Origin of the sequence: Paenibacillus dendritiformis (genome assembly GCF_015845845.1) — a bacterium.
Taxonomy (GTDB): Bacteria; Bacillota; Bacilli; order Paenibacillales; family Paenibacillaceae; genus Paenibacillus_B; species Paenibacillus_B dendritiformis_C.
The window spans coordinates 1-15,443 of the sequence record NZ_LDIG01000049.1; the positions used below are offsets into that span (position 1 = coordinate 1).

The 15,443-nt window shown below is 56.3% G+C and carries 13 protein-coding genes and 1 pseudogene; 10 read left to right on the plus strand and 4 right to left on the minus strand.

Annotation, left to right across the window (positions count from 1 at the left end):
• The 5 genes from ABD76_RS01645 to ABD76_RS01660 all read left to right on the plus strand — a co-directional run.
• On the plus strand, window positions 1–346 hold a 346-nt coding region (locus ABD76_RS01645; protein ID WP_197253583.1), incomplete at its 5' end, for a transposase.
• 97 nt (window positions 347–443) lie between these two features.
• Window positions 444–569: a hypothetical protein gene (locus ABD76_RS30115; protein ID WP_275100741.1), complete on the plus strand. Its 126-nt coding sequence runs from the start codon at window positions 444–446 to the stop codon at window positions 567–569.
• Window positions 541–1,230 (plus strand): response regulator transcription factor, encoded by a 690-nt coding sequence (locus tag ABD76_RS01650; RefSeq protein ID WP_197253726.1) that lies wholly within the window; start codon window positions 541–543, stop codon window positions 1,228–1,230. Before ABD76_RS30115 ends, ABD76_RS01650 begins: the two co-directional genes overlap by 29 nt.
• Window positions 1,220–2,290 (plus strand): sensor histidine kinase, encoded by a 1,071-nt coding sequence (locus ABD76_RS01655; RefSeq protein WP_197253728.1) that lies wholly within the window; start codon window positions 1,220–1,222, stop codon window positions 2,288–2,290. Before ABD76_RS01650 ends, ABD76_RS01655 begins: the two co-directional genes overlap by 11 nt.
• 263 nt (window positions 2,291–2,553) lie before the next feature.
• A complete protein-coding gene (locus tag ABD76_RS01660; RefSeq protein ID WP_197253730.1) occupies window positions 2,554–3,633 on the plus strand; it encodes an undecaprenyldiphospho-muramoylpentapeptide beta-N-acetylglucosaminyltransferase in 1,080 nt (359 codons plus the stop codon).
• Between the two features lie 112 nt (window positions 3,634–3,745).
• Here the strand turns inward: ABD76_RS01660 and ABD76_RS01665 are convergent, their stop codons facing one another.
• The gene (locus ABD76_RS01665) at window positions 3,746–4,264 is read right to left on the minus strand and encodes a DUF1572 family protein (protein WP_206765486.1); all 519 of its coding nucleotides are present in this window, start codon (window positions 4,262–4,264) and stop codon (window positions 3,746–3,748) included.
• 107 nt (window positions 4,265–4,371) lie between these two features.
• A complete protein-coding gene (locus tag ABD76_RS01670) occupies window positions 4,372–5,334 on the minus strand; it encodes a helix-turn-helix transcriptional regulator (protein ID WP_197253732.1) in 963 nt (320 codons plus the stop codon).
• A 155-nt stretch (window positions 5,335–5,489) separates the two neighbouring features.
• On the opposite strand from ABD76_RS01670, the gene ABD76_RS01675 reads away from it, so the two are divergent.
• Entirely contained in the window at window positions 5,490–6,362 is an 873-nt protein-coding gene (locus tag ABD76_RS01675) for an SDR family oxidoreductase (RefSeq protein WP_197253734.1), read from the plus strand.
• A gap of 181 nt (window positions 6,363–6,543) precedes the next feature.
• On the opposite strand, the gene ABD76_RS01680 is transcribed toward ABD76_RS01675, so the two are convergent.
• Window positions 6,544–8,619, minus strand: a complete 2,076-nt coding sequence (locus tag ABD76_RS01680) for a class I SAM-dependent methyltransferase (RefSeq protein ID WP_197253737.1) — start codon at window positions 8,617–8,619, stop codon at window positions 6,544–6,546.
• 152 nt (window positions 8,620–8,771) lie between these two features.
• Here ABD76_RS01680 and ABD76_RS01685 point away from each other — a divergent pair, with 152 nt between their 5' ends.
• The 4 genes from ABD76_RS01685 to ABD76_RS01700 all read left to right on the plus strand — a co-directional run bounded on the left by ABD76_RS01685 (window position 8,772) and on the right by ABD76_RS01700 (window position 14,845).
• The gene (locus tag ABD76_RS01685; RefSeq protein WP_242069295.1) at window positions 8,772–11,123 is read left to right on the plus strand and encodes a helix-turn-helix domain-containing protein; all 2,352 of its coding nucleotides are present in this window, start codon (window positions 8,772–8,774) and stop codon (window positions 11,121–11,123) included.
• A gap of 151 nt (window positions 11,124–11,274) precedes the next feature.
• On the plus strand, window positions 11,275–12,870 hold the full coding sequence (locus ABD76_RS01690; RefSeq protein WP_197253747.1) for an extracellular solute-binding protein: 1,596 nt from the start codon (window positions 11,275–11,277) through the stop codon (window positions 12,868–12,870).
• Window positions 12,871–12,935: 65 nt separating this feature from the next.
• Window positions 12,936–13,919: an ABC transporter permease gene (locus tag ABD76_RS01695; protein WP_242069296.1), complete on the plus strand. Its 984-nt coding sequence runs from the start codon at window positions 12,936–12,938 to the stop codon at window positions 13,917–13,919.
• 56 nt (window positions 13,920–13,975) lie between these two features.
• Window positions 13,976–14,845 (plus strand): carbohydrate ABC transporter permease, encoded by an 870-nt coding sequence (locus ABD76_RS01700; RefSeq protein ID WP_197253755.1) that lies wholly within the window; start codon window positions 13,976–13,978, stop codon window positions 14,843–14,845.
• 433 nt (window positions 14,846–15,278) lie between these two features.
• Here the strand turns inward: ABD76_RS01700 and ABD76_RS29105 are convergent.
• Window positions 15,279–15,443, minus strand: a pseudogene (locus ABD76_RS29105) (IS1380 family transposase); the annotation flags it as partial.

A 15,443-nucleotide genomic window follows, 5' to 3' on the forward strand; every position in this document is an offset into this window, starting at 1 on the left:
CCGAAACAGAGCTAAACGGATTCAGCTAACGGGTTCTTACCGTCATCTGCAAAAGTTACGAACCCGCTGTGAGCATGTGTTTGCTGAAAGCAAAGTTGCGCATGGCATGGATCGTGCACGGAGCCGCGGACTCGACTGCATGCAAGAACAGGCGCTACTGACGGCGATCGTTCAAAATCTGAAAAGACTATGCCGGTTTGGGAAAAAGCGATCTCGAACTGGTATGTCGGCATGCCAAAAAACGAAATCCGTGATGACAGAGGCGTTGTCACGCCTACTCATTTCAGCGCTGGCTGAGTTGTTTTACTCGTTTTGCATGTCCATCAGACGGCTACAACTGCACTAATTCACCGGACTTTTAGAATTTCTTTAGTTTTTCCGCGGGGAGAACTTCAATTTTTTGCGATAAGATAAGGAGGGAAAGGATAGAGGGGGGAGCGAGGATGAGCATGGCACTCGATCTGTCCTATGGGCTGGAGGTTGTCTGGATCGTATTGGGAAGCGTGATGTTCATCATGAAGCATAAGGATGAGGGAAGGCATGACGGCGACGATATTAATCGTGGATGATGATCCGGAGATTCGGGATGTCATCCATGTATATTTGCGCAATGAAGGTTATCAAGTTCGTGAAGCTTCCGACGGTCTGGAAGCGCTCGAACGATTGAATAGCGAACCGGTTAACGTCGTTATTCTGGACGTGATGATGCCGAATATGGACGGGATTCGGACCTGTATGAAAATAAGAGAAACTTCAAGTGTTCCGATTATTATGCTGTCCGCCAAGGAAGAGGATATCGACAAAATCAACGGACTGACGACCGGAGCCGATGATTATGTGGCGAAGCCATTCAATCCGCTGGAGCTGATGGCCCGGGTGAAGGCCCAGCTGCGCCGCCAGAAGTACGCGGAATCTCAGGCGCCGAACGAGGAGATAATTCGCGTCGGCGACCTCGTCATCGATCGGGTTCAACACGAGGTTACGGTACGAGAGCGCGCGGTCAGCTTGACACCGATTGAATTCTCGATCCTGGAGCTGCTGGCGAAGCATCGCGGCCAGGTGTTCCATGCCGATCGCATCTATGAGCGCGTATGGAAGGAGCCCGCAGGGTATTCGGACAACACGGTTATGGTGCATATCCGCAATCTGCGCGAAAAGCTTGAGCTGAACCCGCGCAGCCCGCAATATATTAAGACCGTCTGGGGAGTAGGATATAAAATTGATAAATAAACTCGTAACTCTATTCCATATCCGCAAAAGTATCCGGGGCGCGATATTGTGGCGGTTCGTGCTCAGCTTATTGTTGACGGTGCTGATTATGATTTTATTTAATCACATTAAGAATCATTATCCGATCGCGCCGTATATTGCCGTGCTCGACATCTTTATATTTGCGGGCCTCTTCACGGCGCTGTTCTTCTACTTCACCCGGCCGATTGTTCACGATGTGATGACGCTGGTCGAGGGGCTCCATGTCATCTCTCAGGGCGATCTTACTTACCGGGTGCCCGCGGAACGGGAGGATGAGCTGGGCAGAGTAGCGGACAGCATCAATGCGATGGCGGAGGCGCTGATGCTTCAGCAAGCCAATGAACGGGAGCAGGAGCAAGCGAAAATGGCGCTGATTACGGGGATTTCCCATGATCTGCGGACGCCGCTAACGAGCATTATCGGGTACCTGGATTTATTGACGAGCAAATCATATCAAGACACGGAGGAGCAGGAGCGATTCATTCACAATACGTACAAGAAGGCGATTCATCTGAAATATTTGATCGACGATTTGTTCGAGTATACGCGCCTGACTTCAACCGATGTGAAGGTCCAGAAGGAGCCGGTCGATCTGCGGGAACTGCTGGAGCAGTTGCTCGTGGAATTCGAGCCGATTGCCCAGGAGTATGGGGTGCACATGCATTGGCAGCTTGAACCGGCGCCTGCCCTGGTTCAGGTGGATAGCGAAAAGATCATCCGGGCCCTCGACAATCTGCTGCTGAATGCCTTGAAATTTTCGATCAAGCCGGGCGATATCTATGTTTCGTTCCAATCCGGGAACGGCCATCTGAGCGTTGCGATCGAGAACGAGGGCAAGCCGATTACGGCGGAGCAGGAGAAGCATCTGTTTGAACGCTTCTACAAGGCCGATGATTCCCGCACGGCGCATGCGATTCAATCCGGCTCCGGTCTGGGGCTATCCATTGCGAAAAACATCGTCGAGCTGCATGGCGGCACGATTACGCTCCGGCATGAGCATGGACACTTTACCTTTACGGTACGGCTGCCGAAGCCGTAACCTATTATTGCCCAACCGGGAAACGGTAGAATACAATAAGGCAAATACACAGGATGTCAAACCGCTATGTTCCTCGTTATGCGAAATGCTTCCAGTGAGAGCGGGATATGAAGTTTTCATAAATAATATTATGTAAACTATTATCTTCGCGATGGCTGGCGGACATTCCATCCTATCCATATCGGAAGGGAATTCGCATGTCCGAAGCCTGTCAGCAGGGCATCATGATGAACGGACAACGAGGCGCGGGATGGGGGTAGCTGATGAAGAATAAAAAGATAGTATTGACCGGAGGAGGCTCGGCAGGTCACGTTACCGTCAATGCCGCCTTGATTCCGAAGCTGCTGGAGCGGAATTGGGATATTCACTATATCGGGTCGTACGAAGGAATCGAGAGGAAGATTATGTCGTCCTTCCCTGAAGTGGAGTATCACGGGATCGCGACCGGGAAGCTGAGGCGCTATGCGGATTGGAACAATGTGAAGGATCCGTTCAAGGTCTTAAAAGGTTGTGGCCAAGCCTATGCGTTATTGAGGCGCATTGGGCCCCGGATCATTTTCTCCAAGGGAGGATTCGTGTCCGTGCCGGTCGTCGCGGCCGGATGGATGCGGCGGGTGCCGGCCGTCATCCACGAGTCGGATATGACGCCCGGCTTGGCGAACCGTATCGCCACTCCGTTCGCAACCCGGATCTGTGCGACGTTCCCTGAGACGCTTCAGCATATCCGCAGCGGCAAAGCGGAATACGTCGGCGCGATCGTCCGCGAGGAGCTGCGGCTGGGCAATGCCGCCAAGGGGCGGCTGCATTGCGGATTCCCGGCGGGAAAGAAGGTCCTGCTTGTCATGGGCGGCAGCTTGGGCGCCAAAAGCATCAACCAGGCGATCCGGGCCAATCTGCGTTCTCTGCTCGACACCTTCCGGATCGTGCATATTTGCGGCGCAGGCCAGGTGGACGAAGCTCTGCACCTTCCCGGCTATAAGCAATTCGAATTCGTCCAAGACGAACTGCCCCATCTGATGGCAATGTCCGACATCGTCATCTCGCGGGCCGGATCGAACGCGATCTTTGAATTGCTGTCGCTGCGCAAGCCGATGCTGCTGATTCCGCTACCGAAGGGGTCCAGCCGGGGGGATCAGATCCTGAACGCCAGATCGTTCGCGGACAGAGGCTTCGCCGAGGTGCTGCATGATGCGGACGTGTCGTCGGACGCCTTACTGCACATGATTCACAGGCTGGGAGAGAAGCGGGAGGAGTACGTGCAGCGGATGGATTCGCACTCAGGCGATGCGATCGGCACGACGGAGAAGCTGGCGGACATGATCGAGCGATATGCCAAGCGGTAGAGGGGAGGGAATCTCCTCTATCAGGGACGCCGCCGGAAAGCAGCTTAAGACGGGAGCACGTCCATAGATAAGGGCAGGCCTGCTACTGACAGACCTGCCCTGTGCCGGAGCCTTATTTTTTGCTTTTGCGGGGAATCGATAATGTGCTCCATTCCTCGGAGCGAATCTGCTTCGCGACGTAGACAATCTGGCCGACATGATATGAATAATGCGACATCTGGCGCTCGATCGCTTCCAGAACGGTATGGGCTTCGTTCCGGATAGTGACCGTCGCCAACAGATCGTCCGCGGTCAGGGAGCGAAGCGTATTCAGAAATACGTCCCAGCCTCGATTCCATACCCGCAGCAGATCGTCTATGGAACGAATCGAATCGATGAACTCATCGTCGCGATTGCGATCCGGCTTCTCCCCGTCGCTTGTCAGGAAGTCGGTCCAGCGGGAAATCATATTGCCGCTCATATGCTGGACGATAACGGCGACGCTATTCGAGTCCTCGTTCATTGCCCAATGGAGATCCTGCTCCTGAAGCTGAGCCATCGCCCGCTCGGCATCCGCTTTCAGGCTCGTGAATTTGTCAATGACGACCCGCAAATAATGTTGAGCTACGCTCACCTTCGAATCTTGCGGCATGATATATGCACCTCCGGCAAAGGAATTGATACCAGTATACAAATAAATAACACGGCAACCTATACCCTGGAAGAAAAAAAGGAACAGGCCTCGCTCGATTAGCGGCCTCAGGCCTGCTCCTCGCCGTATTGCGCCAGCAGCGCCTTCGCTTCCGCGATGACCGCGGCGCGCAGCTCGGCCGGCGCAATGGCCACCATCCGCGGCCCGAAGCGGAGAATCGTCTCGGCGGCCGATTCCAGCGTATGGAATTCGACCTCGGCCTCGGACCATCCGCCGCCTGCCGCCCGGACCGGACCGACACGGACGTACCGGTCCTGGGACAAGCGCGCCAACACATCGTCGCGCAGCCGTATACGTGCCGGGTAGCGCGGCAGGCTCGCGGTGAACTGGGCCGTCGATTGCGCCCAGTAGGAGGCGAGGTCGAAGCCGGCGGGGCGCGCGAAGGTCTTGTCCAGCAGCTCGGCATGCCGCAGCCGCGACAAGCGGTACGTGCGCAGCGAGGCTTCGCCGGTCTCCGCGACAAGATACCACACATTCCGCTTGGCCACGAGCCCGAGCGGGTGAAGCGTCCGGGTCACGACGCCATCCTCGCGTTCATATTCCACGCGAACCGCCCGCTCTTCCCAGACGGCCTCCTGCAGCAGGGGCAGACAGGGCGACGATTCCTTCGTCGACTCATGCCAACCCGCCCCGTCGATATGGAGGCGCTCCCGGGCAAATTCCGCATCCCGCCGCTGCTCGGCGGTCGTGGAGGCGAGCAGCTTCCGCAGGGCGCTGTCTCCCTCTTCCCGAAGGCCGAGATCATCGAGCAGGGAGGAGGGGATCAGCAGCAGCGACAGAAGCTCCGTCGCCTTCATCCCCGTCAATGTCGTGCGGTATCCCTCTGCCAGCATCCAGCCGCCGTTCGATCCGCGATCCGCGTACACCGGAATGCCGGCGGCGCTGAGGGCATCCATGTCGCGCATGATAGTCCGCTCGGATACCTCCAGCCTCCGGGCCAACTCCTTCGATGTCAATTTGCCATAATTCTGCAGCAGCAGCACGATGGATAACAGCCGATCCGCGCGCATCCTATCATCCTCTTTCCCGTGTAATCTTTTTCTTTCTCCGTTCATTTGCAGCGTGCTCATCAAATCTCATCATATCATATCAATATGACAATAGATGTCATATTGGGTCGGGTACACTAGGTTCGTAGTCAAGAATTCAGAGAGGATGATGAGGAATGAAGCCATTGGATGGGAAGGTGGCCGTAGTAGCGGGAGCGACGCGGGGAGCGGGCAGAGGAATCGCCACGATGCTGGGAGAGGCTGGAGCCACCGTATATTGCACGGGCCGTTCGGTACGCGGCCGTCAGTCCGACATGGGCCGGAGCGAGACAATCGAGGAGACGGCGGAGCTGGTGACGGCCCATGGAGGCCAGGGCATTCCGGTACGTGTCGATCATACGGTCGAGGAGGAAGTGAAGGCGCTGTTCGAGCGGATTCGGGCCGAGCAGAACGGTCAGCTGGATATATTGGTGAACGACGTATGGGGAGGCGAGTCGCTGACCCAGTGGGGAGCCGCCTTCTGGGAGCATTCGCTGGCCAACGGGCTGCGGATGCAGCAGCAGGCCGTCCATTCCCATATGATGACGAGCTATTACGGCGCGCCGCTCATGGTGGCCCGGCGGCAGGGCATTATCATCGAGATTACGGATGGCATCGATTATCGTTACCGCGGCAATCTGTATTACAGTCTGGCCAAAATATCCGCGATTCATCTCGCCGCCGCGATGGCGGAGGATCTGCGTCCGCATGGGGTAACCGCCGTCGCCGTTACGCCGGGCTTCCTTCGTTCCGAGGAGATGCTGGATCATTTCGGCGTGACGGAGGAGAATTGGAGAGAGGCGGGGAAGAAAGAGCCGCATTTTCTGATGTCGGAGACGCCGGTCTATATCGGCCGGGCGATTGCGGCGCTGGCCGCCGATCCGGACAAGCTGGACCTGTCGGGCAAGAGCCTCAGCACATGGGGCTTATCCGAGCGGTACCCGTTCACCGATGCCGACGGAAGCCGTCCGCATTGGGGCAATTATGCCAAGGAGCAGGGCATCGGGTAAGCGGCCGTGCTTCAAGCCTGGTGGGGAGAAGAACCGGGAACCAGAACATCCCGGTTCACGGCTTCTCCCGGCCGGAGAACCGCCGTGGAAGTTCGGCTAACGCTCGCTGCAGCCGTTTGATTCCTTCCCGGGTCTCCGGCTTTGCCAAATGCCCGTAGCCGAGAAATAGCTGGTTGGCGCGCTACTTCTTCTCAATCACGATCAAGCAGGTGCTGTCCGGCAGGCGGACAGGCTCCCCGCGTTCATTGAACAAGCTGATTTTCGGCGCCAGCGCCTCGGTATATCCGTCCTGCAAATAATGATCGCAGCGGAGAATCGCCGCACGCTCGCCAAGGGTGTGCTGAATGAACTCCGCATACTGCGTCGGCGTGAAATAGCCGAACTGCTCCTGCACCTCATGCACGTACGCTTCAGGTCCCCAGGTGTAGGTGTACAGAAATTCCATCGCGTCATTGATCGGCAGCTTCGCCTCGAACGGGGACAGGCGCTCGAACGAGATGCGCCGCCCGGCAAAGTCTTTGGCATACCGCTCCAGCCACGGCATGCCGTCCGCGTTCCGGAAGCGGATCATCCGCATCTGCTCTTCCGGCTCGCTCATAATGCCGTCGCGAATGATGATGCGTCCGCCTGGAGAGAGCACATCGAATGCGCTGCGCAGGGCGGCGGCGACCGTCTTCGGATTGAACCGCTGTCCTTCATATTCAATATAAGAATACAGCTCATGCAGAATCGAAGAGAAGATCACCGTATCGATGCTCTGCGGAGCAACGTACTGCTTCAAATCGAGGGCATCGCCCTTCATGACCCGCCAGCGCCGGTTCTCCAATTGCTTCTTCCGTTCCAGAGCCTCTATGACATTTTGGGAAATGTCGATGCCGATCGCTTCCACTTCCGGCAGCCGCTCTTCGAGCAGGTCAAGCATCACGCCGCCGCCGGGCCCGATATCAATGACGCGCGAGCCCGTCACGTAGTCGAGGATGACCTGCTTGTAATCGGCCGACCGGTTCATATCAGTCAGATATGCCTCCTCGTTGTGGAAGCGGTCATAGGCGTCGCGCCGCAGCTCGAACAGATCGAACAGCATCAGAATGGCCCGCTCGTAGAGGGGCGTCTTCTCGGCTTCGATGCAGAACTCAATCAGCTTCTCCGCGGCAGGGGAGAAGACGAAGTTCACGTAGACGCTGTCGGCCATCCCGTCCGCCCGTTCGATTCGCAAGTCCAGATGCGGACTGTCCGGCTTCGCTCCGTTCGCAATGCCGTCGCAGGTCAAGGAGCGGAGCGCCTGCTCGATCATCCGCTTTTTATAGAAGTTCAAATGCTTCCGGCCCCGGTAATCATAGTACATCCCATTCATCAGGCGCTCGAAGCTGATATGCCGGATGTGGGGTCCCATCTCCGGCGCTGCCAGCGCCAATAGGAAAATCTTCACGAATTCCTCGAACGTACACTCATGGAGCGCGGCTTCCACATACCAGAGCGTCTTCGGCTCCAACGCCTGGAGCGATTCCAGCGCCCGCGGCTGCTCCGCCAGCTTCGCCAGCTCCGCTTCCGTATTCTCGCCGCGCCGCCCGGACATCGCCCGCAGCCGGCGGATGCGATCAGGAAGGGTGAACCCTTCGGCGAAGCGACCGCTCACAATCTGGTCGATGACGAGCTCGGTATCGGCCTTCAGCGCATTCCACAGCTCCGGGGATACCGCCCCGATAATGCACTGGTTCAGCGGCAGGAGCAGATCACGCATTTCCTGCGCCGAGACGATGCCTCGCTCGATAAGATGATAGAGCGGCGCATTCTCCGCCAGCGGAACCTCGCCGCGCAAATATTGGCCGATAAGGCCATGCGTAAGTATGAGCGTATGGGTGAGCAGCACGCGTTCCTGCCGCTGATTCCGCGTGTGCTGCCCGTACAGCTGCGCCGAGCCTATATTATGGGCGAACAAGGAGATGCCCTGCTCCTGCCAGGCGATCCGTTGCCGAACGCTCCCGCCCTTGGCCGTCTCCGACCATTTCAATACCTCTTCGATCGTCTCCTTAATCCAGAACGACAGCGGCAGCACATCCAGCACCTGCAAGGTGCGCTCCACGTAATCCAGCACCGGATTGGAGTTCGCCAGCTGCTGCAGCGACTGGATCCGCTCCAGATTGACGATGCGCTCCTCGGCCGTAACGATATATTGCAGCCAGCGATTGTCCGCGAGCAGCGCCGGATCGCCGCGTCCTTCCCTGTATATGCGGATATGTTCTAATGATGTCAGCATGGCCTTCACTCATTTCCTTGGATTGATGCGATAAGTATCTGTTATTTTACCATATTGAAAATGGCGCATCTTCTTTTCATCCACTAAGATAAATGATTATAGTGCGAGTAGTGCGAGTCGCATTATTGAAGAAGAGGGAAGGGGGAACAGAGATGAAGGATCGCTGGAGCATTCGCGCCTGGAGGGGGAGCATGACGAGGAGGAGCGTTTTTTTGACCCTGCTGCTGTCGTACCTGGCTATCCTGCTGCTGCCGGTGACGGTGGCAGGCGTTTTTTACTACCGCACGGAGGAGATTATGATCAATCACGCGATCAGGACGAACATCGGCCTCCTGAAGCAGCTCAATCAGATTACGGATTCCAGATTGAAGGAAGTGGAGCAGTTGACGGCCCAGGTGGCGTTCAATCCCAAGGTCAGGTGGCTGCTGAACAATGCCGGCAGCGAAGGGCTGGAGAAGCAATTGAAGGTGATTGACGCCTTGAAGGAGTTGAATAAATACAAAAACATCAGCAGCTTTATCCATGATTTTGCGGTCTATTTTCAAGGGAGCGATATGATTCTAACCCCCGAGATGAAGACAGATGCTTCCCTCTATTTCTCGCGCATCGCCATCTACACCGCCCGCAGCGGCGAATGGGTCCGCCATCAGTTGCTGACGGGACTCCATCCGAAGCAGTATTTGCCTTCCGAATCCGTCAGGCGGGAGAATGTCCAATCCAACATGATCACCTTCGTGCAATCTCTTCCTTATGAGTATGTCTCGGATATAAAAGGCCAATTGATCGTTCAGATCGACGAGCAGCAGCTAAGGGCGATGCTGACGCAGATCGAAGGCGTCAATGACGGCTCGCTTATGATCCTTAACGAAAAGCAGGAGGTGCTGATGTCGACGGTTCACGGCGATACGGCCTCCGCCATTCAGCGTCATCTGCAGCAGGATAGCGGCTATAACGAGATGCGCATCGACGGGCAGCCGATGATCTTGTCGCGCGTCAAGGGAGGCAACGGCTGGGAATATGTTTCGGTCATTCCGAAAAAGGTGGTCCTGCAGGAGGTTCTCATCATCAAGCGCTGGGCGCTGATCCTTCTGGTGGGCTGCCTCGCGGCGGGGATCGGCGGCTCCTATGCGATGGCCTACCGCTCCTATCAGCCGATCAAGAGCGTGGTGAAGGTGTTGGCGCAGCGGGAACGGTCATCTGCAGAGACGTACCGGGACGAATTCGATCTGATCAAGCAATCGGTCATCCGGACCTTGGAGGAAGAGGATAAGCTGCGGCATACCTTGTCCGAGCAAGCGCCCGTGCTGCGAGCGAATTTCCTGTCGCGCCTCATTCGCGGCCATGTCGGCTTGTCTCACGGGATGAGCGAGACGCTCGACTTCATGGATATCCGGCTTGATCACGACTACTTCGGCGTCATTCTGATCGATATCGCCGATTGCTCGCAATTCATCCAGGGGGATACCGAACGCGAATGGGGGCTGGTCCGGTTCGTGCTGACGAACCTGGGACATGAGCTGCTGCAGAGGCGGGGCTATATCGTCGAGCTGGAGCGCGATCGGCTGGCCGTGCTGTTGAATGTGCCGGAATCGTCAGCCTCCGTCAGCGCGATCCGGGACGATCTGCTGCTGCCGCTGAAGGAGACGGCGCAGCTTCGCTTCAAGCTGTCCATCGTTTGCGGCGTCAGCTCGATTCACCACGGGATCGATCGGATCGCGGCCGCCTACAGTGAGGCGCTGATGGCACTCGATTACCGGATTGTGCACGGGACGGAATCGACGATGGTGTATGAACAGATTGACGCGGGACAAGCTCCGCACTATCACTATCCGATTGAGACGGAGATCCAGCTGATGAACGTCGTCAAGAGCGGCGACGCGGAACAGACGGCGAAGCTGCTGCAGCATATTTTCGAGCTGAATTGGCAGCGGGAGCAGGTGACTCCGGATCGGATTCGCTGCTTGACGATTGAGTTGTTAACGACGTTAATGAAAATCACGAACAGCATTCAAGTCGATGATCGGGAGGTGTTCGGCTCGCCGATCGACCCGGTGGGATTGACCGCACGGCCCGTAGCCGGGGAGGAGATGCAGGAGCGGATTATGCGTCAGTATGACACGCTCTGCCAGTACATATGGAGAGAACGCAGCGATTATCATGAACGGCTGCTCCGCAAGATGACGGTATACATCGAGGAGAATTACCGGGATCCGAACTTCAGCCTGAACGCGATGGCGGATGAGTTCGAGATGACATCGCCATACATCTCCGCTTTCTTCAAAAAATACGGTGGACGCAACATCACCGAATATATCGCCAAGCTGCGGGTCGAGGAAGCAAAGGAATTGCTGACGGACAGCCGGCTGACGATCTCGGACATCGCGCAGCGGGTCGGCTATGCGAGCGACGTCGGCTTCCTGCGCTTCTTCAAAAAACACGAGGGCGTCACGCCCGGCAAATACCGCGAGATGCTGGCCGGACAAGACGATCGGAAGAACGGTTAACCGATCTTAACAACGGTATACCGGCAATCATACCATCCGCTAATCATTCTTGAAAACGTTTACTTACCGGCGGATGAACGGATCGCTATAGTGGAAGCAGGCTTTCGCCAATCACCGAAATGGAAGACCACATTCGATGGGAGGTCATGTCATGCAACAATTATTATGGCGACGAACGATCCTGACGCTGCTGTCTCTCGTGATGCTGACGGGAATGCTGGCCGCATGCGGCGGGAAGTCCGAGCAGGCGGCGGAGCCAGCGGCCGATGCGCCCGCGGGTGAAGTGCCGTATCCCGCTTCCTTAACGTACTGGGCCCCGATCGGGAATGCCGGCACCGTGATGAAGAGCTTCAGCGAGATGGGGGCGTATCAGGAGCTGGAGAAGCGGACCGGAACGAAGGTCGCGTTCCAGCATCCGCCCGCCGGGCAGGAAGCCGATCAGTTCAATCTAATGCTCGCTTCCGGCAAGCTGCCGGATGTCATCGAGTACACATGGGGCGGCGTCGCGAAGGGGCCGGATCAGGCGATTAAGGAGAAGCGCATTCTCCGCTTGAATGAGCTGATCGACCAGCATGCGCCGAATCTGAAGGCGGTGCTGGAGGCGCGGCCCGATCTGAAAAAGCTGGTCACGACCGATGAAGGCAATATTTACGTGTTTCCGTTCCTGCGCCCGGATGAAGAGCTGCTAACGTTCATGGGGCCAGCGATTCGGAAGGATTGGCTCGACAAGCTCGGCCTGCAGGTGCCAGCGACGATCGAGGAGTGGGAGAAGATGCTGATCGCATTCCGGGACGGCGATCCGAACGGCAACGGGAAGAAGGATGAAATCCCGTTCCTGCTGCGGGATATTAATGTCGCGTTCGTGGGTGCGTTCGGCATTACCGACGGCTTCTACCGGGAAGGCGACGAGATCAGGTACGGGCCGATTCAACCGGAATACAAGGATTACTTGACGATGCTGAACCGCTGGTATAAGGAAGGATTGCTGGATAAAGATTACGCGACCACCGACGGCAAGCTGCAGGATGCGAAGATGACGAGCAATGTGCTTGGCTCGCTCGTCACGTATAATGGGTCGGGGGTCGGGCGATACACGAATCTGATGAAGGGCTCCCATCCGGAGTTCGAGCTGGTCGGGGCGCCTTATCCGACCGCCATTCCGGGCAAGAAGGCGCTCGGCCAAGCCGATTCGCCGTTCGCGGGCATTGGCGCCGCCGTCTCGGCGACTGCGCCCAATCCGGAGCAGATCGTGAAATGGATGGATTATAAATATGGCGAGGAAGGCCATCTCCTGTTCAATTTCGGCGTTGAAGGCGTCAGCTATCAGATGGAGAACGGGTATCCGAAATATACGGACGAGATTATGAAAAATCCGGAAGGCTTGCCGGTCGCGGAAGCCATGGCCAAATATATGCCGGTGAACTGGTCCGGGCCATTCGTGCAGGACAAACGCTATATCGAGCAGTATATCGAGCTGCCCGAGCAGAAGCAGGCGATGAAGAACTGGCTCGATGCGGACCGGAGCAAGCTGCTGCCTCCATTGACGCGGACGTCGGAGGAGAGCTCCACCTATGCTTCCATCATGGCGGATATCGATACGTACAAATCGGAAATGTTCAATAAATTCGTCATGGGCGCCGAGCCGCTGGACCGATTCGATGCTTTTGTCGAGACCATTCAATCGATGGGGATAGAGGAGGCGATCCAAATTCAGCAAGCCGCGCTGGATCGGTTCAATAAGCGATAAAGCAGGCGGTTCGTGCCGGGGCGGGGGNNNCCGGCACGAGCCGTTGCAGAGAAGGAGGAATCGGCATGCCCACCCCCAAGCAAGCGGCGGCGCGTCCTCGCTCGCGCGCGGGACGAAGTCCGGATGCAAATGCGGACCGGAGCTTCCTGCAGCGGGTCATCCGCGACGCCAAGCTGAACAAATATGTCTATTTGATGCTGCTGCCAGTTGTCGCATACTACGCGATATTCCATTACGGCCCGATGTACGGCATTCAGATCGCATTCAAGGATTATTCTCCGGCCTTGGGCTTTCTGGACAGCCCTTGGGTCGGTTTCAAATATTTCGAAGAATTTTTCAACAGCCACTTCTTCTGGCGCATCGTACGCAACACATTGCTGCTTAGTCTCTACGAGCTGATCTTCTCGTTCCCGGCGCCGATCATCCTCGCGCTGATGCTGAACGAGCTTCGCCATCAACTGTTCAAGCGGGCGGTGCAGACGATTACGTACATTCCGCATTTCATCTCGATTGTCGTCATCGTCGGGATGATGGTCGATTTTCTCGCCCGGGACGGTCTGATCAACAATATCCTGAGCTGGTTCGGCGTGGAGGCGGTCGCTTATTTGCGGGAGCCGGGATGGTTCAGGACGCTCTATATCTCCTCCGGCATCTGGCAGGGCGTCGGCTGGGGTACGATTATTTATTTGGCGGCGATCTCCAACATCGATCCTTCCCTGTACGAAGCGGCGAAGGTGGACGGCGCCTCCAAATGGCGCCAGGTCGTCCATATTACGATCCCGGGCATCATGCCTGTCGTGATCATTCTGCTTATTCTGCAGATGGGGAGTATCATGTCCGTCAGCACCGATAAAATATTGCTCATGTACAACTCGTCCACCTATGAGACGGCCGATGTCATTGGCACCTATGTATACCGCAAAGGGCTTCTCGAAGCGAACTACAGCTACAGCGCCGCGATCGGCCTGTTCAACTCCGTCATCAATTTCGCGCTGCTTATTCTTGCGAACACGGTCAGCCGCCGGACAAGCGACTCGAAGCTGTGGTGACGCCCGGCAGGTGGCGCAGATTCGTACCGATTCAAGGAGGTAATGCGGTGAACAACATGTCGCTTGGCGAACGCATCTTTGAAATGTTCAACATTCTGTTCCTTATCTTGCTATGTCTCGTCACGCTGTATCCCTTCATCTACGTCCTGTTCGCTTCGCTCAGCGAGCCCGCCTGGGTCGTCCAGCAGCGCGGCTTGATCTGGCATCCTTCCGGGCTGAACCTGGAAGCGTACCGGCTCGTGTTCGACAACCCGATGATTACGAGCGGATATCTGAACACGCTGTTCATTGTCAGTGTAGGCACCTGCCTCAACGTCTTCATGACGGCCCTTGGCGCCTACGGGCTGTCCCGGCAAAACGTGATGTGGAAGAACCCGATTATGTTCTTCATCGTATTCACGATGTTTTTCTCCGGCGGGCTCATTCCGAGCTACCTGCTCGTGACGGGGGTCGGCATGCTGGACAGCTTGTGGGCGCTCATCATCCCGGGAGCCGTCAGCGCCTTCAACCTGATTATTATGAGGACGGCGTTCCAATCGATTCCGCACAGCCTGGAGGAATCGGCCAAGCTGGACGGCGCGAACGACTTCACCGTCATGATCCGCATCATCCTTCCGCTCTCGATGCCGGTCATTGCGGTCATGATTCTGTTCTATGGCGTGGGGCACTGGAATTCCTGGTTCGGCGCCATGATCTACCTTCGCGATCGCGAATTATACCCGCTGCAGCTTGTGCTGCGCGAGATTCTGATAACGAACAGCACGGACAGCATGCTGACGTCGGCGGGGACGGCCGACAAGATGCCGATAGGGGAGACGATCAAGTACGCGACCATCATCGTCGCCACCGTTCCCATTTTGCTGCTGTACCCGTTCCTGCAAAAATATTTCGTCAAAGGCGTCATGATCGGCGCCATCAAGGAATAGGACCAAGCCGCTTCCGCTTGAATACGGCTTGACTTGGCCCGGCTTGACTGTGAGCCTGATGCATGCAAGTGCATCGGGCTCTTTTTTGGTGCCCGGGAGTACATATAGGTTAGGGGTAGGGCTCCTTATATGCATTCTCCCATTCGGTCAGAAGAGTGCAGATGCTGGTTTACTTAGCAACACTCTCTCAATTGGTCAGGGTAGTATGTTATCTACAACATCTTATGCGCAATCTCCCATTCGGTCAGGAACGGAATGTAAATGTAGAACTACCCTGAATCCGTGAAAGGGTTACGAATAAGAGAACCATCACTATCAGTTGTAACGATAGGCGCAGAAAGCAGAGGTGATGACTCGATTCACTTGAAAAAGACATCACGAAACAAAGCTTCCCTTGTGCAAAGCTTGAACGGAAACATAGGTTCGCAATCTATTATCCCGACAAGGTCCCGTAAATGCGCTGGAATGTCTGAAACCATGGACTATGTCTTCCGAAGCGGAGCTTCGTTTGTCTGGCATGCTCTACCATTCGAGAGGCCAGCCAGATCAGATTTTCGATGACCGTTTTGACCCGCCTGCGGCTGACTTTGTTTCGAAG